At 63.7% G+C, this 19062-nt stretch carries 19 protein-coding genes; 11 read left to right on the top strand and 8 right to left on the bottom strand.

Annotated features, from left to right (window positions below; translation table 11 throughout):
• Nucleotides 1-5: 5 nt before the first annotated feature.
• Nucleotides 6-377: a response regulator gene (locus tag DPM35_RS12925; RefSeq protein WP_027166515.1), complete on the bottom strand. Its 372-nt coding sequence runs from the start codon at nt 375-377 to the stop codon at nt 6-8.
• A 238-nt stretch (nt 378-615) separates the two neighbouring features.
• Here DPM35_RS12925 and DPM35_RS12920 point away from each other — a divergent pair, with 238 nt between their 5' ends.
• Both DPM35_RS12920 and DPM35_RS12915 read left to right on the top strand, forming a co-directional pair.
• Nucleotides 616-915 carry a DUF3572 domain-containing protein gene (locus DPM35_RS12920; RefSeq protein ID WP_112127631.1) on the top strand — a complete coding sequence of 100 codons (300 nt, stop codon included), beginning with the start codon at nt 616-618 and terminating at the stop codon, nt 913-915.
• Nucleotides 912-1565 carry a hypothetical protein gene (locus DPM35_RS12915; protein ID WP_112127630.1) on the top strand — a complete coding sequence of 218 codons (654 nt, stop codon included), beginning with the start codon at nt 912-914 and terminating at the stop codon, nt 1563-1565. Before DPM35_RS12920 ends, DPM35_RS12915 begins: the two co-directional genes overlap by 4 nt.
• 66 nt (nt 1566-1631) lie before the next feature.
• Here DPM35_RS12915 and DPM35_RS12910 read toward each other — a convergent pair whose 3' ends face one another.
• Together DPM35_RS12910 and DPM35_RS12905 are read right to left on the bottom strand one after the other, a co-directional pair.
• Nucleotides 1632-3212 carry a hypothetical protein gene (locus DPM35_RS12910; RefSeq protein WP_112127629.1) on the bottom strand — a complete coding sequence of 527 codons (1581 nt, stop codon included), beginning with the start codon at nt 3210-3212 and terminating at the stop codon, nt 1632-1634.
• Nucleotides 3213-3311: 99 nt separating this feature from the next.
• Complete coding sequence (locus tag DPM35_RS12905; protein WP_112127628.1) at nt 3312-3887, bottom strand: GNAT family N-acetyltransferase; 576 nt, start codon at nt 3885-3887, stop codon at nt 3312-3314.
• 65 nt (nt 3888-3952) lie between these two features.
• On the opposite strand from DPM35_RS12905, the gene DPM35_RS12900 reads away from it, so the two are divergent.
• On the top strand, nt 3953-5281 hold the full coding sequence (locus tag DPM35_RS12900; protein ID WP_112127627.1) for a DNA polymerase IV: 1329 nt from the start codon (nt 3953-3955) through the stop codon (nt 5279-5281).
• 4 nt (nt 5282-5285) lie between these two features.
• Here DPM35_RS12900 and DPM35_RS12895 read toward each other — a convergent pair whose 3' ends face one another.
• Complete coding sequence (locus tag DPM35_RS12895; RefSeq protein ID WP_112127626.1) at nt 5286-5789, bottom strand: hypothetical protein; 504 nt, start codon at nt 5787-5789, stop codon at nt 5286-5288.
• Between the two features lie 216 nt (nt 5790-6005).
• On the opposite strand from DPM35_RS12895, the gene DPM35_RS12890 reads away from it, so the two are divergent.
• Nucleotides 6006-6893: a DMT family transporter gene (locus tag DPM35_RS12890; protein ID WP_112127625.1), complete on the top strand. Its 888-nt coding sequence runs from the start codon at nt 6006-6008 to the stop codon at nt 6891-6893.
• Nucleotide 6894: 1 nt separating this feature from the next.
• On the opposite strand, the gene dnaE is transcribed toward DPM35_RS12890, so the two are convergent.
• Entirely contained in the window at nt 6895-10422 is a 3528-nt protein-coding gene (gene dnaE / locus DPM35_RS12885; protein ID WP_112127624.1) for a DNA polymerase III subunit alpha, read from the bottom strand.
• Nucleotides 10423-10543: 121 nt separating this feature from the next.
• Entirely contained in the window at nt 10544-12556 is a 2013-nt protein-coding gene (locus DPM35_RS12880) for an acetyl-CoA carboxylase biotin carboxylase subunit (protein WP_112127623.1), read from the bottom strand.
• Between the two features lie 247 nt (nt 12557-12803).
• Here DPM35_RS12880 and DPM35_RS12875 point away from each other — a divergent pair, with 247 nt between their 5' ends.
• The 6 genes from DPM35_RS12875 to DPM35_RS12850 all read left to right on the top strand — a co-directional run bounded on the left by DPM35_RS12875 (nt 12804) and on the right by DPM35_RS12850 (nt 17562).
• Nucleotides 12804-13931: an S-(hydroxymethyl)glutathione dehydrogenase/class III alcohol dehydrogenase gene (locus DPM35_RS12875; RefSeq protein ID WP_112127622.1), complete on the top strand. Its 1128-nt coding sequence runs from the start codon at nt 12804-12806 to the stop codon at nt 13929-13931.
• A gap of 65 nt (nt 13932-13996) precedes the next feature.
• Nucleotides 13997-14566, top strand: a complete 570-nt coding sequence (gfa, locus tag DPM35_RS12870) for an S-(hydroxymethyl)glutathione synthase (protein WP_112127621.1) — start codon at nt 13997-13999, stop codon at nt 14564-14566.
• Between the two features lie 66 nt (nt 14567-14632).
• Complete coding sequence (locus DPM35_RS12865; RefSeq protein ID WP_112127620.1) at nt 14633-15100, top strand: YaiI/YqxD family protein; 468 nt, start codon at nt 14633-14635, stop codon at nt 15098-15100.
• A 25-nt stretch (nt 15101-15125) separates the two neighbouring features.
• A complete protein-coding gene (locus DPM35_RS12860; RefSeq protein ID WP_112127619.1) occupies nt 15126-15797 on the top strand; it encodes a DUF1345 domain-containing protein in 672 nt (223 codons plus the stop codon).
• 99 nt (nt 15798-15896) lie between these two features.
• Nucleotides 15897-16769 carry a cytochrome b/b6 domain-containing protein gene (locus DPM35_RS12855; protein ID WP_112127618.1) on the top strand — a complete coding sequence of 291 codons (873 nt, stop codon included), beginning with the start codon at nt 15897-15899 and terminating at the stop codon, nt 16767-16769.
• A 1-nt stretch (nt 16770) separates the two neighbouring features.
• Nucleotides 16771-17562, top strand: a complete 792-nt coding sequence (locus DPM35_RS12850; protein ID WP_112127617.1) for a molybdopterin-binding protein — start codon at nt 16771-16773, stop codon at nt 17560-17562.
• Here the strand turns inward: DPM35_RS12850 and DPM35_RS32835 are convergent.
• Complete coding sequence (locus DPM35_RS32835; RefSeq protein WP_245431533.1) at nt 17538-17798, bottom strand: hypothetical protein; 261 nt, start codon at nt 17796-17798, stop codon at nt 17538-17540. The two genes, DPM35_RS12850 and DPM35_RS32835, sit on opposite strands and share 25 nt — an antisense overlap.
• Here DPM35_RS32835 and DPM35_RS12845 point away from each other — a divergent pair.
• Nucleotides 17688-18050: a GNAT family N-acetyltransferase gene (locus DPM35_RS12845; protein ID WP_245431531.1), complete on the top strand. Its 363-nt coding sequence runs from the start codon at nt 17688-17690 to the stop codon at nt 18048-18050. The two genes, DPM35_RS32835 and DPM35_RS12845, sit on opposite strands and share 111 nt — an antisense overlap.
• Here DPM35_RS12845 and DPM35_RS12840 read toward each other — a convergent pair.
• Entirely contained in the window at nt 17989-18993 is a 1005-nt protein-coding gene (locus tag DPM35_RS12840) for a hypothetical protein (RefSeq protein ID WP_112127615.1), read from the bottom strand. The genes DPM35_RS12845 and DPM35_RS12840 overlap by 62 nt on opposite strands.
• Nucleotides 18994-19062: the final 69 nt, after the last annotated feature.

Here is a 19062-nt window from a genome sequence, read left to right as displayed (position 1 = left end):
GGGCATCAGGCATCGCCCAGATAGGATTTGATCGTCTCGATGAAGCGGGGCACCGAGATCGGCTTGGAGATATAGGCCTCGCACCCGCCCTGGCGGATCCGCTCCTCATCGCCCTTCATGGCGAAGGCGGTGACGGCGATGACCGGAATCGAGTGCAATTCGTCGTCTTCCTTCAGCCATTTGGTCACTTCCAGGCCGGAGACTTCGGGCAGCTGGATGTCCATCAGGATGAGATCCGGCCGGTGCTGGCGCGCCAGATCCAGCGCCTCCAGCCCATTGCGTGTACGGACTGTCTCGTAACCGCTGGCTTCGATGAGGTCCCGAAAGAGCTTCATGTTGAGCTCGTTATCCTCGACGATCATGACCTTCTTAGCCATCAATTTCCCGTCCCGACCGCCCTCGATGCCGAAGGCCGTCGTAATGCGTCCCCTTCGGACCGCACCCAACCCTGTTCCACCCTAGCCCAATATGATTGACGAAACGGAAACCGGAGGTTGGAAAGCTGCATCAACTCCACCTTCGGAGCTTGCACAGGAGAGAGCGGAGGCTTGCCGCAAGCGACGCTTGCCGTTACTGCGGTAGGAGACTCAAAAATCCACCATTGCAAAGGTAGTGATGGCGAACGCAGCGTCAATGCGCGAGGAAGCGGAAACCATTGCCGTCAAGGCGCTGGGCTTCGTCGCCGCCGATCCGGAACTTCTTCCCCGCTTCCTGGCGATCACCGGCATCGAGGCCAACTCGATCCGCAAAGCCGCCGCGGAGCCCGGCTTCCTTGCCGGCGTCCTGCAATTCATCCTCGCTCACGAGCCGACGCTGCTGCGCTTCGCCGAGGAGACCGGCACGCCGCCGGCCGCTGTCGGCAAGGCATTACGCGCGCTTCCGCTCGGCAACGACGATCACGAGCGCTCGACATGAGCGACGATCCCGAGACGGCGCGGCAGATCGAGGAGCTTGCCGCCGACGACCGGCCGCTGCTGGTGCTCGATGTCGACGATGTCGTGCTCGAATTCGTCCGGCCCTTTCCGCATTTCCTCAAGACGCGCGGCTTCGGGCTGACGCTGACTTCCTTCCGCCTCACCGGCAACATCGCCGAAACGGCGACCGGCCGACTGATCGAGCAGCCGGAAGTGACGGCGCTGCTGGGCGAATTCTTCGACACCCAGGCGGATTGGCAAAGCATCGCCGAGGGCGCGGCGGACGCCTTGGCGATGCTTGGACAAGGCGCAGAGATCGTCCTGCTGACCGCGATGCCCCACAAGCATCGCGCCGTGCGCCGCGCCCATCTCGACGCGCTGGGGCTCGACTACCCGCTGCTGACGACGGAGATGGCCAAGGGACCGGCGATCGCGAAACTGCGGGGCCTCAAGGGTCGGCCGGTCGCCTTTGTCGACGACCAGCCCTCCAACCTGGTCTCGGCGCGCAATTCCGTGGCCGACGCCCACCTCTTCCATCTGATGGCCGACAACTCGTTGCGTGCCTTCCTGCCGCCGACGCCGGAGGACATCGTCTCGGTCGAGGATTGGCGCGAGGCCGCGCCCAAGATCGCTGTCGCGCTTGGGCTTTAGGGCACATGTCCCGAAAACGAGAACCGATTTCGGGATAAAACATCTTTGAAATCTGAGACCTGATGCTCAGGGCTGCAGCTTCGCGCCCGCCCCGCCGTTGTCGCCGCCGTCCGAATCGTCGCCTCCGGTTGAACCATCGGTTCCGTTCGCGCCATCATCGCCGCTCGAATTGTCGTCCTGTCCCGCGCTGTTGTCCTGGACCTCGTCCGGCCCCTTCAGCATGGCGCCATTGACCGTGACGGATCCATCGGCCTTGGTGTTGATCATCCACTCCAGCCGGCCGTCCGGCAGCGTCTTGCCGAAGCCCTTGACGGCCAACGCAAACGGGAAGGCCTGCGCCATCTGCTCATCGCTCTTGGCTCCTTCCTTCAGGGCATCGACGATCTTGTCGTAGCCGGCGACGTCGATGGTCACGGTCGCATCGGGCTTCTCGCCGGGAAACGTCATCTCGCCTTCCAGCGCGACCTCGATGTCGCCGTTCTTCACCGTGCTGTGCCCGATGACGACCTTGGGATTCTTGGCCTTGAAATCGGCGACCAAAGCCTTGCCGAATTCATCCGAGAGCGGTGGTTCCTTATTGAGATCAAAGGCTTCGATCGCCTTTTTCGCCATCGTATCGAGATCGATATTGGCGCCGCCGAAATTCAGGTCGATATCCGTTGGCAGCAGCGGCACCGTCCATTGGGGCAGGGTCTGATGCGGGATCGTCAGCCCGGTTGCCTTGATCGTGTAATCGACCTTGCCGTTCTGGGAAACGCCGTCCATGCCGAATGCGGTGCTGAATTGCTTCGCCCCGAATTCGCCGATAGGGCTTTCCACGATGAAATCCTTGAAGCCGTAATTGCCGTCGACCCTTTGCCAGATCGGCAGCGCGGCCAGCATCAGCGATTTGAGCTCGGCCTGGTTCGCCTTGAGATTGGCTTCGTCCTCATTCGCCACGGCGAAGGCGAGCAGGTCGAGCAGCGGCTTCGTCCGCACGCCCTTGCCGGTCGCGTCAACGGAAAGTTCCGGCGTTTTCAAGGTGAGCGGAAAATTCATGCCGTTGTCGGGATCGTTGACCTTGATGGTCTCGACGAAGTCCGAGACTTTTTGGGTCGCCGTGAAGTCCACGCCGCCATTGGCGGATTTGGTCGCGACAACGGTGGCGGTGCCGGCGCCCGTCGAGGCCTCGGCCTGCTGCTTGGCGTCCCGGGACGTCATGGTCATCCCGGCCAAGGAACTGGTTGCATTGGTGAAGGCCGCAAGGGCCGGATCATAAACGCTGGTCAGCTTGCCGTCCTTGATCGTGAATTCCATGCTCTGGCGGCCTTCCGGCCCATCGAACTCGAACGACGCGCCCTGCGAGAAATTCGACGAGACGTCCCATGATCCGTCGCTGCGCGGCTTCACCATCAGCGCGTATGGCGCCATGTCGAATTTCAGGAGCTTCTGCTCCGGCACCGCATTGACGAGCGCTTTGATGTCGAGCGCGATCTTGTAGGCGTCGCCCTCCACCGAAACCTTGAGCACGCCCTTGTCGAACGCCTGCTTGCCGAAATAGCGCGCCAGATCGTCGGAAAGCTGCTTGGCTCCCTGGCTGTCCACGGTCTGGGCAAAAGCGGGCGCGCTGAGCGCGAGGGCAAAGGCGAGTGGCAAAATACGCTTCACGTCGGTTCTCCGTGCTGTCGGAAGACGAAACAATGGCTTCTGGTAGGCAAGAAGCGTTACAGCCGCAAGACGCCCACTGTAGGCCAAAAGCGCATTCGGCTAAAGCACCAGCCGCATCAGCGGCCGGCCGGGCTTGCGCTCCACGAGCCTTTTGAAGCCGGCCTTCTCGAACACCCGCGACGAGCCGACGAAAAGCCCGATCGAGCGCGAATCGCGCGACAGGTCGATCGGGCAGGCTTCGAGCAGCCTCGCGCCATTCTCGCGGGCGAAGGCGATGCCGCCCTCGACTAGGCGGTGCGTGACGCCCCGGCCCCTGGCTTTGACGCGGATGAAGAAGCAGGAGATCGCCCAGACATTCGGATCGCCGGCGTCGGCCGGATCAATCGGGGCCGAGCCCCTGCCCTGATTGTTCCACTCGGGCACGTCGGCGCGCGGGCCGACCTGCATCCAGCCGACGGCCTTGCCGTCCTCGAACGCCAGGAGTCCCGGCGGCGGACCTGCCTCTATGCGCGCCTTGATGAGGTCCTTGTTGCGTTCCTTGTCGCTGGCGCGGCGCTCCGCCGGCGCCAGCCGGAAATGCGTGCACCAGCAGCCGTAACAGGCGCCCTGCTTGCCGAAGAGGTCCTCGAAATCGGCCCAGCGCTCGGGGGTCAGCGGTGCTATGGTCGTGCTCATGCGTTCTCCCCAGGCCAAGCTTGTTGCCAGCCTTGCGCTGTCGTACCATTGCGTTTGTTCTCTTTATGTTCGCAGCGATGGCGACTCCTGTCAACAATCCCGAACACGGTTTTTGCCGTGACTGCCTGGCGCTCCAACGCTCGGAGACGCGCCGCTGCGATCGCTGCGGCAGCCCGCGCCTGGTCCGCCACGCCGAGCTCTACCGGCTCAAGATCGCGCATATCGATTGCGACGCCTTCTACGCGGCGATCGAAAAGCGCGACAATCCGGCGCTAAAGGACAAGCCGGTCATCGTCGGCGGCGGACGGCGCGGCGTGGTCTCCACCGCCTGCTACATCGCCCGCATCCAGGGCGTTCGCTCGGCCATGCCGATGTTCAAGGCGCTGGAACTCTGCCCGGAAGCGGTGGTGATCCCGCCCAACATGGAAAAATATGTCGGTGTCGGTCGCCAGGTGCGGGCGCTGATGCTGGCTCTGACGCCCCAGGTCGAGCCGCTGTCGATCGACGAGGCCTTTCTCGATCTCGCCGGCACCGAGCGGCTGCATGGGATGCCGCCGGCGCTGGTGCTGGCGCGCTTCGCGCAGACGGTGGAAAAGGAACTCGGCATCACCGTCTCGGCCGGCCTCTCCTACTGCAAGTTCCTGGCCAAGATCGCCTCGGATTTCCGCAAGCCGCGCGGCTTTTCGGTGATCGGCGAGGCGGAGGCCCCGAGCTTCCTCGCCGCGCAGCCGGTGACGATGATCTGGGGCGTGGGCAAGGCGCTGGCCGCGACGCTGGAGCGCGACGGCATCCGCATGATCGCCCAGTTGCAGCGCATGGAGCGCGGCGACCTGATGCGCCGCTATGGCGTGATGGGCGACCGGCTGTACAGACTTTCACGCGGCGAGGACGACCGCCCGGTCGACCCGGACGGCGATGCCAAGAGCGTCTCGGCCGAGACCACCTTCGACACCGATATCGGAGCCTTGGCGGATCTGGTGCCGGTGCTGCGCGGCCTTTCGGAAAAGGTCTCGGCGCGGCTGAAGAAATCCGGCATTGCGGGACGCACCGTGGTGCTGAAGCTGAAGACGCAGGACTTCAAGACCCGCACCCGCAACCGCCAGCTCGGCGATCCGACCCGGCTGGCCGACCGCATTTTCCAGACCGGCCTCGACCTGTTGCGCCGCGAGGCCGACGGCACCAAGTTCCGCCTGCTCGGCATCGGCGTCAGCGACCTCTCCGACGACGACAAGGCCGACCCTCCCGATCTGGTCGACCTGCAGTCGCGCAAGCGCGCGCTGGCCGAAGGCGCGATGGACACGTTGCGCGACAAGTTCGGCAGGAAAGCCGTCGAGACCGGCTATACATTCGGCAAGGGCCGCGCCGCCAATCCGCCCGAGCCGCTGGAGGATTGATGGGTCAGTCGCGCTTTAGATCTATCCGGCTCGTCACCACCATCTTGCCGGTGGCCGGATCCATGTCTGTCACCGTCATGCGCATATTGTCCGGCCCGATCTTCTCGACCGTCAGCTCCGCGTCGCGGTCGCCATTGACGATTTTCGCCCAGTGGATGTCCAGGTCGATCGCATCGCCCTTGCGGCTTCCGTTGAGCCCGGCGGGTCCGCTGCGCGAGCCGATATAGGTGCCGGTGTAGCTCGCCCCGCTGACCTTCAGGTCGGCGCGGATTTCCCGCGACATGATCAAGAACGCACGGCAGGTGCCATCAAGCGACAGCGAGTCCGCCGTCGCGTCCGAGGTGAAGGTGCAGTTGATGTTCATCACCGGCGTGTTCGTCCTGATCCTGACCGTTCCCTTGCCGGAAAACTTGCCCTGCAGCGAGCGCAGGAAAGCCGCCTCGTCGGCATGCGCGCCGGTCGCGCAGAAAAGACAGGCGGCAGCCAGCAAAGCAGCGGTCGATTTCATCAAGGTGTCCCCCTCTCGCGATCACTCGTACAATTCCAGGAAGAGTTTGAAACGGTTTCGGCCGGCACCTGCCGATGGAAGGCGTGGGCTTAACGGATGCCCGGGCCTCAGGTTCCGTCGTGGCGATGACTGTTTTTTGACACGAATCTCTGGCCCAGTGGAATGACGCCGCTAATGGTTGCAGCCCAGGTCCGGGCTTGCGAGATAGAGTCCCAAATGGCACCCGCTCCCTCGATCCCCAAAGCCGCATTCTGGATGGCGCTGTCAATCGCCTCCTTCCTGGCGATGACCGTCGCCGGCCGCGCCACGACCAGCGACCTCAACGTCTTCCAGGTGCTGGAACTGCGCTCGGTGATCGGTTTCTTCATCCTGCTGCCGCTGGTGATGACAAGCGGCGGCTTCCCGGCGATGCTCACAAAACGCCCGTTCACGCATATCGCCCGCAATGTCATCCACTATACCGGCCAGGCGGCGTGGCTCTATGCGCTCACGCTGATACCGCTTGCCGTGCTGATTTCCATTGAATTCACCACACCGATCTGGACCGCTGTTTTCGCGGTCAGTTTTCTCGGCGAACGGCTCTCCAGCCCCAGGCTGACGGCTATAGTGCTCGGCGTGATCGGGGTGATCATCATCGTGCGTCCAGGCGTCAGCTCGGTCAACCCGGGGCAACTCATAGTGCTGGGCGCCGCGGTCTGCTTCGGCACTTCGGTGGTCATGGTAAAGTCGCTGACGCGGACCGACAGCGTCGTGCGCATCATCTTCTGGATGCTGATCATCCAGTCGGTGCTCGGCCTGCTTCCCGCGCTCTACGAGTGGCGCAACCCGCCGCTTGCGCTTTGGCCATGGATCGTGGTGATCGCTTTCACAGGCATGTCGTCGCACTTCTGCATGGCGCGCGCACTGGCCTATGCGGACGCCACCCTCATCTCGCCGATGGATTTCCTGCGCGTGCCGCTGTCGGCACTGGTCGGCTGGCTGCTCTATCACGAGCAGATCGACATCTTCACCGCCGGCGGCGCAGCGCTGATTCTGGCCGGCAACCTGCTCAACCTGCAGCGCAAGACGCCGCAAGTGGCGGAGGCTGAGACGGCAACGCCCTGAATTAAACCAGCTCGACCTCCACCACGCCCGGCACCGCGCGCATTGCCGATGCCACCTGGGGTGAAATGCGGTAGCGATTGGGCAGTTCGATCTCGACCTCGCCCTGTCCTGCGTCCTTGATCAGCACGAAGCTCACCTGCCCCTCGCCCTTGACCGAAAGCTGGTTGGCCAGCGTGCCGAGCGGTACCGCGTCGCGCACGAAGATGCGCAGCGCCTTCTGGATGCGGCTGGCTTCGTCCTCCAGCGACTGCACGGTCTGGATCCGCAGATTGATGCCTTCCGGCCGGTCCTCAGCCGAAACGGTGATCACCACCGAGCGGCCGGGCTCCAGCATGTCGCGATACTGCGCCAAGCCTTCGGAAAACAGCACCGCCTCGTACTGGCCGGTCGTGTCGGAGAACTGCACCACGCCCATCTTGTTGCCGGTGCGCGTCTTGCGCTCCTGCTTGGTGGTGACGGTGCCGGCGAGCCGGCCTGCGGCTGCGCCCCGTTTGACCGCGGCCGAAAATTCCGCCCAGTTCTGCACCCGCATCTTCTGAAGCGCTACCTTGTACTCGTCCAGCGGATGCGCGGAGAGATAGAAACCCACCACCTGGAACTCGCGGTGCAGCCGGTCGGCGGCAAGCCAAGGATCGGTCGCCGGCAGGTTGAGCGCCTGCGACTGGCTGCCGAGCGACGCGCCAAAAATGTCGGCCTGGCCGGAGATGGCGTTCTGCTGCGCCAGCGAGGCCAGGCCCATCATCCGCTCGACGCCGGCCATCATCTGGGCGCGGTCATGGCCGAAGCAATCAAGCGCGCCGGCCATGATCAGGCTTTCGAAGACGCGCTTGCCGACGATCTTCGGATCGACGCGCTCGCAGAAGTCGGCAAGGTTCTTGAACGGCTCCTCGCCGCGCATCTCGACGATGTGCTCGACCGCCGCGTCGCCCACACCTTTCAGCGCCGCCAGCGAATAGAAGATCTTGTTTTCGCCGACCTCGAAGGGGCGGAAGCTGGTCATCACCGACGGCGCCACCACCTCGATGCCAAGCCGCATGGCGTCCTGGCGGAAGTCGGCCAACTTGTCGGTGTTGCTCATGTCGAGCGTCATCGACGCCGCCAGGAACTCGACCGGGTAATGCGCCTTGAGATAAGCGGTCTGATAGGAGACGACAGCGTAGGCCGCCGCGTGCGACTTGTTGAAGCCGTAGTCGGCGAACTTCGCCAGAAGGTCGAAGATGAAGTCGGCCTGCGGCTTGGACACACCGCGCTCGACCGCGCCGGAGACGAAGCGCTCGCGCTGCTTGTCCATCTCGGCGCGGATCTTCTTGCCCATGGCGCGGCGCAGAAGGTCGGCTTCGCCGAGCGAATAGCCGGACAGCTCCTGCGCGATCTGCATCACCTGTTCCTGGTAGACGATGACGCCTTGCGTCTCCTTCACCAGATGGTCGATCTTGGGATGGATCGAGGCCATCTCCTCCTCGCCATGCTTTCTGGCGTTGTAGGTCGGGATGTTCTCCATCGGGCCGGGGCGGTAGAGCGCCACCAGCGCGATGATGTCCTCGATACAGTCCGGCCGCATGCCGATCAGCGCCTTGCGCATGCCGGCACTTTCAACCTGGAACACGCCGACGACCTCGCCGCGCGACAGCATCGAGTAAGTCTCTTTGTCATCGAGCGGAATGCGGGCAAGGTCGATATCGACGCCGCGCCGGCGGATGAGCTTCACGGCTGTCTCCAGCACGGTCAGCGTCTTCAGGCCGAGGAAGTCGAACTTCACCAGACCCGCCTGCTCGACATATTTCATGTTGAACTGGGTGACCGGCATGTCGGAGCGCGGATCGCGGTACATCGGCACCAGCTCGGACAGCGGCCGGTCGCCGATGACGATGCCCGCGGCGTGCGTGGAGGCATGGCGATAAAGCCCCTCGAGCTTCTGCGCCGTGTCGAGCAGCGTCTGCACGATCGGCTCCTTCTCCGCCTCCTCGGCGAAGCGCGGCTCGTTGGCGATGGCATCCGCCAACTTGACGGGATTGGCCGGGTTCTGCGGCACCATCTTGGAGAGCTTGTCGACCTGGCCGTAAGGCATCTGAAGCACGCGGCCGACGTCGCGCAGCACGGCACGCGCCTGCAGCGTTCCGAAGGTGATGATCTGGCCCACCTGGTCGCGTCCGTATTTCCGCTGGACGTAGCGGATGACCTCTTCGCGGCGGTCCTGGCAGAAGTCGATGTCGAAATCCGGCATCGAAACGCGGTCCGGATTGAGGAAGCGCTCGAACAGCAGCGAGAAGCGCAGCGGGTCGATGTCGGTGATGGTCGTCGAATAGGCGACCAGCGAGCCGGCGCCCGAACCGCGGCCCGGCCCGACCGGAATCCCTTGCGATTTGGCCCATTTGATGAAGTCGGCGACGATCAGGAAATAGCCGGGGAACTTCATCTTTTCGATGATGCCGAGCTCGAATTCGAGCCGCTCGCGATATTGCTCGACCGTGTAGCCCGGCGTCGGCCCGTGCGCGGCAAGCCGCGCCTCCAGCCCCTCGCGCGCCTGGCGCGCAAGCTCCGCGGCTTCCGCCTTCTCGGCGGCGTCCTTGTCGGCTGCGTCGGCGCCGGTGAATCGCGGCAGGATCGGGCTGCGGTTCTTCGGATAGTAGGAGCAGCGCATCGCGATCTCGACCGTGTTGTCGATCGCTTCCGGCAGATCGGAGAAGAGCCGCGCCATATCGGCCTGGCTGCGCAGGAAATTGTCCGGCGAAAGCCGCCGGCGATTGTCCGCGGCGACCACCGATCCCTCGGCGATGGCGATCAGGGCATCATGCGCCTCGTAGTCCTCGCGCTTGGAGAAGAACGCCTCGTTGGTGGCGACCAGCGGCAGGTCGTGCGTGTAGGCCAGGTCGACCGTCGACTTCTCGACCATGCGGTCGTAGCCGGCAACCCGCTCCAGCTCGACATAAAGCCTGTCGCCGAACAAGCCCTTGAGGAACAGCAGCCGCTGTTCGGCAAGGTCGCGCCGGTCCGCTTTCAGCGCGCTGCCGATCGGACCGCGCGGGCCGCCGGTCAGACAGATCAGCCCGTCGCACCGGCCTTCCAGCATGGCGCTGGTCAGGTGCACCGGCTCGCCGGGCGGCGTCTCCAGATAAACCTTGCTGATCAGCCGCACGAGATTGGCATAGCCAGCCTCGCTGGCAGCGATCAGCACGACCGGCGACATCTCCGGCCCAAGTCGGCGGCGGTCGCGCTGGCCGTCGCTCGCCTCGCCGGAAAAGGCGAGATCGACCTGGCAGCCGATGATCGGCTGGACGCCGTCCTTGACCGCCTTCTGGGCGAATTCGAGCGCGCCGAACAAATTGTTGGTGTCGGTGACCGCTATCGCCGGCGCCTCGTCCTTGACCGCATGACCGACGATCGCGCCAAGCTGAAGCGCGCCTTCGAGCAGCGAATAGGCCGAGTGCACCCGCAAATGGATGAAGGTCCGCGCCGGCGCTTCCGGCCGCGCGGCCTTCACGGCTGCTTCGCGCTGCAACGGGTCGCGTGGAAGTCGTTCATCCGCCATGTTTTTTCGCGCTGTCCCAGAGACTCAAAATCCATGCAGATGTATTGTCCCGGACAGGGACATGCCAGTCCAGCACAAATGACCCACAGGGCACAGGCTTACGGCCGGCTACCGCCTCTTGTCAGGCGAACTCCATGATCACGGCATCGACCGCCAGGCTGTCGCCGGGTTTGGCGTTGAGCTTGGCTATCGTGAGGTCGCGTTCGGCGCGCAGCACGTTTTCCATCTTCATGGCCTCGACCACGGCCAGCGTCTCGCCGGCCTTGACCTCTTGGCCCTCGGCCACCGCGATCGAGACCACGAGGCCGGGCATTGGGCAGAGCAGCATCTTCGAGGTGTCCGGCGGCAGTTTTTCCGGCATCAGCCTTTCGAGTTCCGCGGTGCGCGGCAGCATGGCGCGCGCCGTCACCGACATGCCTTTCCAGGCAATGCTCAAGCCGTTGAGCATCGGACGGATCTGTGCGACGACCTTGTCGCCGCCGACCCTGCCTTGCCAGAGCGCGTCGCCCGGCCGCCAGTCGGAGGCAACGGTCAGCGGCTTGCCGCCGTCGATCGCCAGATCGACCTCCATCGGAATGGAGACCATGCCGTCGACGATCGCGACCGGAAGATAGTCAGGGCCGATCTTGACCACCCACTCGCGCTTGAGATGGCCGGAATGCGGCGCCAGCAGGCCGCTCAGGCGGTCGAGCCGGTCGCGGCGCAAAAGTTCGATCGCGGTTGCGACGGCGGCGAATACCGCCCTCTCCTCACCATCCGGCGCGACCGGCGAAAAACCGTCCGGATATTCCTCGGCGATGAAGCCCGTCGACAGCCGCCCCTCGCGCCAGCGCGGGTGCTGCATCAGCGCCGAAAGGAACGGGATGTTGTGCTCGATGCCGTCGACGACAAAACTGTCGAGCGCCTCCGACATGGCGTCGATCGCCTCCAGCCTTGTCGGCGCCCAGGTGCAGAGCTTCGCCACCATCGGGTCATAGAACATCGAGATTTCCGAGCCTTCGGTAACGCCGGTATCGTTGCGGATGACGACGTCGCCGAACGTGCCCTCTTGCGGCGGCCTGTAGCGGGTCAGCCGGCCGATCGACGGCAGGAAGTTGCGGAAAGGATCCTCGGCATAGAGGCGGCTTTCCACCGCCCAGCCGTTGAGCTTCACGTCGCTCTGCTTGATGGCGAGCTTCTCGCCGGCGGCGACGCGGATCATCTGCTCGACCAGGTCGATACCGGTGACCAGTTCGGTCACCGGGTGCTCGACCTGCAATCGCGTATTCATTTCAAGGAAATAGAAGTTCTTGTCCTTGTCGACGATGAACTCGACCGTGCCGGCGCTCTGGTAGTCGACGGCTTTCGCCAGCGCCACCGCCTGCTCGCCCATCGCCTTCCTGGTCTTGGCGTCGAGGAATGGCGACGGCGCCTCTTCGACCACCTTCTGGTTGCGACGCTGGATCGAGCATTCACGCTCGCCGAGATAGAGCGCATTGCCATGCGCGTCGGCCAGCACCTGGATCTCGATATGGCGCGGATCGACGACGAATTTTTCGATGAAGACGCGATCGTCGCCGAAGGAGCTTTTCGCCTCCGAACGTGCCCTGTCGAAACCGTCGCGCACCTCCGCCTTGCTCCAGGCGATGCGCATGCCCTTGCCGCCGCCGCCGGCCGAAGCCTTGATCATCACCGGATAGCCGATCTCGCCGGCGATCCTCTCGGCATGGTCGGCGTCTTCGATGACGCCGAGCCAACCCGGCACGGTGGAGACCTTGGCTTCGCTGGCGAACTTCTTCGATTCGATCTTGTCGCCCATCGCCTTGATGGCCTTGGGCTTCGGCCCGATGAAGACGATGCCTTGCTTCTCCAGCGCCTCGCAAAATGAAGCGCGCTCCGACAGGAAGCCGTAGCCCGGATGGACGGCCTCGGCACCGGTCTCCTTGCAGGCGGCAATGATCTTCTCCGGCAGCAGATAGCTCTGCGCCGCCGGCGAAGGTCCGATATGCACCGCCTCGTCGGCCATTTCGACATGCACGGCATCGCGATCGGCATCCGAATAGACCGCGACGGTGGCAATGCCCATCTTGCGCGCCGTCTTGATCACGCGGCAGGCAATCTCGCCACGGTTGGCGATCAGGATCTTCTTGAACATTCGGATGTCGTTCCTCCGGCGAAGCGGACCAGTTCTATGGACAATTCCGGCGCGCCTCAAGTGTCCGTAGGCCGGCTTCCCCCCGGTGACGATTGCAGAAAGCGCGCCGAAAAACGTCGCAGAGACGTTGGCCGCCAGCGCGGAACTCGCTAAAGTTATGCCAATACCAAAGGGATGGCAGGCTGGCATTCGCCACGGGCAGCTTGCCGTTAGCTAAAACTTACAAATCGCTTGGGAGGAATGCCTCATGAAAACGCGTGCCGCCGTTGCCGTTGCCGCCGGAAAGCCGCTGGAGATCATGGAGGTCGACCTCGAAGGCCCGCGCGAGGGCGAGGTTCTGGTCGAGGTCAAGGCGACCGGCATCTGCCATACCGACGAATTCACGCTGTCGGGCGCCGATCCGGAAGGCATCTTTCCGGCGATTCTGGGCCATGAGGGCGCCGGCATCGTGGTCGATGTCGGCAAGGGCGTGACCTCGGTCAGGAAGGGTGACCATGTCATTCCGCTCTACACGCCCGAATGCCGGCAGTGCCCGTCGTGCCTGTCGCGCAAGACCAATCTGTGCACCGCCATTCGCGCCACTCAAGGGCAAGGCCTGATGCCGGACGGCACCTCGCGCTTCTCGGTCGGGGGCGAAAAACTCTTCCATTACATGGGCTGCTCGACCTTCTCCAACTTCACCGTGTTGCCGGAGATCGCGGTCGCCAAGGTCAATCCGGACGCCCCCTTCGACAAGATCTGCTACATCGGCTGCGGCGTCACCACCGGCATTGGCGCGGTCATCAACACGGCCAAGGTCGAACAGGGCGCGACGGCCGTCGTCTTTGGTCTGGGTGGCATTGGCCTCAACGTCATCCAAGGCCTGCGCCTTGCCGGCGCCGACATGATCATCGGCGTCGATGTCAACAACGACAAGAAGGCCTGGGGCGAGAAGTTCGGCATGACGCATTTCGTCAATCCGAAGGAGATCGACGGCGACATCGTGCCTTACCTGGTCAACCTGACCAAACGCGGCGCCGACCAGATCGGCGGCGCCGACTACACCTTCGACTGCACCGGCAACACCAAGGTGATGCGCCAGGCGCTGGAAGCCTCGCATCGCGGCTGGGGCAAATCGGTCATCATCGGCGTCGCCGGCGCCGGCCAAGAGATCTCGACGCGGCCCTTCCAGCTGGTCACCGGCCGCACCTGGATGGGCACCGCCTTCGGCGGCGCGCGCGGCCGCACCGACGTGCCGCGGATCGTCGACTGGTACATGGAAAAGAAGATCCAGATCGATCCGATGATCACCCATACGCTTAAGCTCGAGGACATCAACAAGGGGTTCGACCTCATGCATGAAGGCAAGTCGATCCGCAGCGTCGTGGTTTACTGAGGAAAGCCACCAGGCCGCAGGCCGGAATGCCGGCGACCTCTGTGGTAAAACATGGGAGGAATGGAATGGCCGAGAAACTGCATCCGAAGATTGACAATGGCTTGCCAAAGGAAAGCGCATCCTTCTCCGGCGGCACGCTGGTTTGCCTCTGCACCAGCAAGCCGGTGAAGGTGAAGGTCAAGGGCCAGATCGCCCACGACCACGCCTGCGGCTGCACCAAATGCTGGAAGCCGGAAGGCGCCATCTTCTCGGTGGTTGCCGTTGCCGGCACAGGCGACGTCACCGTCACCGAGAATGGCGATAAGCTGAAGGTGGTCGATCCCTCGGCGCTGATCCAGCGCCACGCCTGCACCGCCTGCGGCGTCCACATGCACGGCCCGGTCGAGCGCGACCATCCCTTCAAGGGCCTGACCTTCATCCATCCGGAACGCTTCGAGGAGGACGGCTGGTCGCCGCCGGGCTTCGCCGCCTTCGTCTCCTCGATCATCGAATCCGGTGTCGATCCCAGCCGCATGGACGGCATCCGCGCGCAACTGAGGTCGATCGGGCTCGAGCCCTATGACTGTCTCAACCCCGGCCTGATGGACTATATGGCCACCTGGACAGCGAAGAAGTCCGGCGCGCTTCCGGCCTGACAAATCCTGCAATTTCTGCCATGGGGCTGGCCGACACGCCGGCCCCATATTTGTTTGGAAGCAACGATGCCTGCACCTGTTATCTACGTCGACGCCGACGCCTGCCCGGTGAAAGCCGAGGTTGAGAAGGTGGCGCAGCGCCATGGCGTTGTCGTCACCTACGTCTCCAATGGCGGCCTGCGCCCATCGCGCGATCCGATGATCCGCAACATCGTCGTCTCCAAGGGCGCCGATGCCGCGGACGACTGGATCGTCGAGAATGCCAGGGAGAACGACGTTGTGGTGACGGCCGACATCCCGCTCGCCGCGCGCACGGTGGCGCTCGGTGCGCATGTGCTGGGACCAACCGGCCGCCCCTTCACGCCGGAGACCATCGGCATGGCGGTGGCGATGCGCGATCTGAAGCAGCATCTGCGCGAGACCGGCGAAAGCCGCGGCTTCAACGCCTCGTTCACGCCGAAGGACAGGTCGCAGTTTCTCGGCGAGCTCGACCGCATCTTGCGACGCGCGCTCAAATCCGTCACACCGGACTGATCCAACGTCTTCAGGGACCCGAGCCATGGGTGAAGACCTTAAGACGCCGATGCATCGGCATATGCAGTTCGCTCTGGCCTTTGCCATCGGCGTCGTCGCACTGCTGCTAGCTCTGCTTTTGCGCGCGCCGCTCCCCTATTCCATTGGCGCCAATGTATTCTTTGCAAGCTATATCGTCCTGGTCCTGACGCTGATGCCACGGCTTACCGGCCGCTATCTCAGCAAGAACGCCCGCGCCACAGACATGCCCGTGCTGCTGATCTTCGCCGTCACGTTCTTCGTCGTCGTTGCGGCCATCGTCTCGCTGTTTCTTTTGATCAACCAGAAAGCCGCCACGCACCCCTGGCAGCTCGGCTTTGCCATGCTGTCGATCCCGCTCGGCTGGTTCACAATCCACGCCATGGCATCGTTGCATTACGCGCATGTCTACTGGAAGGACGGTGGCGAGACCGACGAGAAAACACAAAAGAAGTTGCCCGTCGGCGGCCTCGATTTTCCCGGCGGCAAGCGTCCGGAAGGCTGGGATTTCCTCTATTTCGCGACGGTCATCGGCATGACGGCGCAGACCGCCGACACGGCCATCACCACCTCGCAGATGCGTATGGTCGTGCTCGTCCATTCAATCCTGACCTTTTTCTTCAACACGGTGATCGTTGCGGCGGCGGTCAATCTCGCGGTCAGCCTGGGTTCCCCGTAATAAATCCGTGATCGCATGAAACATTGCCTTGTGCGGCGACGTATTGAGGGGAAGACAATGACCTGAAAAGCCGCTTCCCGATGGCGGCCCGGAGGCAAGATGGACACTGTTGCCAACAACCGATCCGCCACCGAGGCCGACGGCAAGGACACGACCCTCGTCTATCGCCAGTCGCGCTGGACGCGGTTGACCCACTGGATCTGGGCTTTCTCCCTGTTCTTCATGCTGCTTTCCGGCCTGCAGATCTTCAACGCGCGGCCGCAGCTTTATATCGGCAAGCAATCCGGCTTCGAATTCAACAACACGATTCTCCAGATCGGCGCCGAGAACACCGCCAACGGTCCGCGCGGTTTTACCGAAATCCTCGGCCATCGCTTCGACACCACCGGCGTGCTCGGCTGGTCGGGTCCGCCGGGACAAGAGACACCCCGCGCCTTTCCGGCCTGGGCGACGATCCCCTCTTATTACGATCTCGGCACGGCCCGCGTCGTGCACTTCTTCTTCGCCTGGATCCTGACCACCACGCTGCTCGTCTGGCTGATCGCCGGCCTGGTCAACGGCCATATCCGCCGCGACCTCGCTCCTCGCGTGTCGGACCTGCGCAAGCTGCCGCACGACATCTTCGACCACGCCAAGTTGAAATTCCATCACACGCGGGAATACAACACGCTGCAGAAAATGGCCTATGGCGGCGTGCTCTTCGTGCTGCTGCCGCTGATGATCATAACCGGCCTCGCAATGTCGCCGAGCATGGATTCGGTGCTGCCCTGGCTCAACGGAATCCTGGGCGGCCGGCAGACTGCGCGCACCATCCATTTCACCGTGATGGCGCTGCTCGTTTTGTTCTTCATCGTCCACATCCTGATGATCCTCGCCGCCGGTCCGATCAACGAGCTGCGCTCGATCATCACCGGCTGGTACCGCACCGACCCGCCGGCGAAGCACGACCAGCCAACCGAGAGGAGCGTCTGACATGGCCAAATTCCAGATCAGCCGCCGTAAATTCCTGACCGCCAGCAGCCTTGGCCTCTCCAGCATCGCGCTCTCCGGCTGCGACGCCTTCGACAGCGGTCTCGGCATTGGCGGCGGACTGCGCAGCTTCCTCGAAAACGCCAATGGCCTCACCTGGCGCGCGCAACGCTTTCTTGCAGGTCGTGACGCGCTGGCGCCGGAATTCACCGAGGCCGACATCCGCCAGCCGCAGCGGCCGAACGGCGTCACCGCGCCGGACGACGACACTTACAAGGGCCTGCTCGCCAACAATTTTGCCGACTGGCGCCTGGAGGTGACCGGCCTTGTCGAAAAGCCGCTGTCACTGACCCGCGAGCAGCTCCAGAACATGCCGAGCCGTACCCAGATCACCCGCCACGACTGCGTCGAAGGCTGGAGCTGCATCGCCAAATGGACCGGCACGCCGCTGTCGCTCGTGCTCGACCAGGCGGTGGTCAAGCCGCAGGCGCGCTACGTCATGTTCCATTGCCTCGACACGATCGAGCAGAGCCTCTCCGGCAACATCAAATACTATGGCACCATCGACCTGATCGATGCCCGCCATCCGCAGACCATTTTGGCCTACGGTCTCAACGGCAAGCCTTTGCCCGTCGAGAACGGCGCGCCGCTCCGCGTGCGGGTCGAACGCCAGCTCGGCTACAAGATGCCGAAATACATTTACAAGATCGAGCTGGTCGACAGTTTCGCCAATGTCGGCGGTGGTCGCGGCGGCTATTGGGAAGACAATGGCTATGACTGGTATGGCGGGATTTGATGGCCCCTCGCCTGCGGGCCGAGCACGATCTGCCGTCCGCCGAGCTTGATGCCGTCGAGGAGCGTCTGCATGACGACAATCGGCGGCTGACTCGCCGTGCCGACGACCGTGCGCTCGTCTTTGCCTTGCGAGACGAGCAAGGGCGCGCCGTCGGGATCGCCGCCGGTTATTCCTGGGCCGGGATTGCCGAGCTCACGCTGATGTGGGTCGACGGGGCCTATCGAGGCCTTGGCCACGGCAGGAAGCTGCTTGATGCCTTCATCGCCGAGGCTGCCGCGCGTGGCTCGCTGCGGATATGGGTTTCAACCCACGACTTCCAGGCGCCTGGCCTGTACGAAAGGGCCGGCTTCGAGCGCATGGCCGAATTACCCGGGTGGCCGGAAGGCCATTCCAACATCATCCTTTGCAAGACGATTCAGAGAGTGCCTAGGCGACCTTATCCAGCAGCGGCTTCAGCGCCGGATGGATTTCCGGCGAAGCGTGCCTGATCAGCGCCAGCAGCACGCGCTCGTTGTCGCGCAGCGGCCGCTGGCCGCCACCGATGCGCTCGGCCAGCCATTTGGCTTCGTCGGCATCGATGGTCTCGGCGCGTCGGGCAAGCGCCTCGGCGGCCCGGTTCCTGGCTTCCCATTCGGCCTCGATATCGCCGGGCGAATGATAGGCTTCGAGGATCGCGGCGAACCCGCCCGATACCATCCGGCTGAAGAACCCACCAAGCGCCGGGCCTGCCTCGTCGAGGAAGTTTTCGCGGCGCAGCGCCGTTTCGCGCGTCGGCGGCTCGTAGCCGGCCGAGCACATGACATAATTGGCGATCGCCTTGACGAAGAGTTCGTTCCAGGACGGATCGTTGTCCGCGGCCGCCGTTCGGTCGTTGATCCTGAACAGCACCTCTGCCTCGGCCTTGGTGATAGCGATGTTGCCGTCGCCGCCAAAGGCATGGAGGATGCGGCGCAGGAGATCGACCTCGGCCTTGGCGATCAAGCCCGGAACCAGCTCGCCGCCGAGCATCAACGGCCCCTTGCCGTCGATCACCGCATGCGCGACCTGTTCCAGCGCATAGGCCGAAAGCTGGCCGGGCGAGGATTTCGCTTCCTCCAGCACATGCACCAGCAGCTCGAGCTCCGTGCGGCTGTCGACCATGCCGTCACGCGAGACGGTGCGGATCAGCCAGTCGGCATTCTGCTCCGAGATATAGCCTTCCGGCTTTTCCTGGTGGACGATGTAATCGGTCACCGCCTCGACGAAGAACGGTGCCCATTCGCCGCATTTGTCGCGCGCCGTCTGGTCGAGCGCGAACAGCTCCTCCGCCTCGTCGCGACTCACCACGCCGTCGGCGAAAACCTCGCGCCGCAGCATTGCCACGTCCTCGGCTGTGATCTTGTCTTTCGAGGTCAGCCCCGCCACCGGAGCGCTCATGATCAATTCGCCCATCTGCCGTCCCTGCCCCTCGCCTTTTGCAGGCATTATCCTGTCAGGTTTATCAGCGTTGTCTTGAGAAAC

The sequence above is a fragment of the Mesorhizobium atlanticum genome (assembly GCF_003289965.1).
GTDB classification, from domain to species: Bacteria; Pseudomonadota; Alphaproteobacteria; order Rhizobiales; family Rhizobiaceae; genus Mesorhizobium; species Mesorhizobium atlanticum.
This window is presented reverse-complemented; position numbering and strand designations above follow the sequence as displayed.

Bases quoted from the DNA above. Each gene is read 5' to 3' on its own strand.
- DPM35_RS12925 (WP_027166515.1), bottom strand. From the start codon at position 377: ATGGCTAAGAAGGTCATGATCGTCGAGGATAACGAGCTCAACATGAAG.
- DPM35_RS12920 (WP_112127631.1), top strand. From the start codon at position 616: ATGGCGAACGCAGCGTCAATGCGCGAGGAAGCGGAAACCATTGCCGTC.
- DPM35_RS12915 (WP_112127630.1), top strand. From the start codon at position 912: ATGAGCGACGATCCCGAGACGGCGCGGCAGATCGAGGAGCTTGCCGCC.
- DPM35_RS12905 (WP_112127628.1), bottom strand. From the start codon at position 3,887: ATGAGCACGACCATAGCACCGCTGACCCCCGAGCGCTGGGCCGATTTC.
- DPM35_RS12900 (WP_112127627.1), top strand. From the start codon at position 3,953: ATGTTCGCAGCGATGGCGACTCCTGTCAACAATCCCGAACACGGTTTT.
- DPM35_RS12895 (WP_112127626.1), bottom strand. From the start codon at position 5,789: ATGAAATCGACCGCTGCTTTGCTGGCTGCCGCCTGTCTTTTCTGCGCG.
- DPM35_RS12890 (WP_112127625.1), top strand. From the start codon at position 6,006: ATGGCACCCGCTCCCTCGATCCCCAAAGCCGCATTCTGGATGGCGCTG.
- dnaE (WP_112127624.1), bottom strand. From the start codon at position 10,422: ATGGCGGATGAACGACTTCCACGCGACCCGTTGCAGCGCGAAGCAGCC.
- DPM35_RS12880 (WP_112127623.1), bottom strand. From the start codon at position 12,556: ATGTTCAAGAAGATCCTGATCGCCAACCGTGGCGAGATTGCCTGCCGC.
- DPM35_RS12875 (WP_112127622.1), top strand. From the start codon at position 12,804: ATGAAAACGCGTGCCGCCGTTGCCGTTGCCGCCGGAAAGCCGCTGGAG.
- gfa (WP_112127621.1), top strand. From the start codon at position 13,997: ATGGCCGAGAAACTGCATCCGAAGATTGACAATGGCTTGCCAAAGGAA.
- DPM35_RS12865 (WP_112127620.1), top strand. From the start codon at position 14,633: ATGCCTGCACCTGTTATCTACGTCGACGCCGACGCCTGCCCGGTGAAA.
- DPM35_RS12860 (WP_112127619.1), top strand. From the start codon at position 15,126: ATGGGTGAAGACCTTAAGACGCCGATGCATCGGCATATGCAGTTCGCT.
- DPM35_RS12855 (WP_112127618.1), top strand. From the start codon at position 15,897: ATGGACACTGTTGCCAACAACCGATCCGCCACCGAGGCCGACGGCAAG.
- DPM35_RS12850 (WP_112127617.1), top strand. From the start codon at position 16,771: ATGGCCAAATTCCAGATCAGCCGCCGTAAATTCCTGACCGCCAGCAGC.
- DPM35_RS12840 (WP_112127615.1), bottom strand. From the start codon at position 18,993: ATGGGCGAATTGATCATGAGCGCTCCGGTGGCGGGGCTGACCTCGAAA.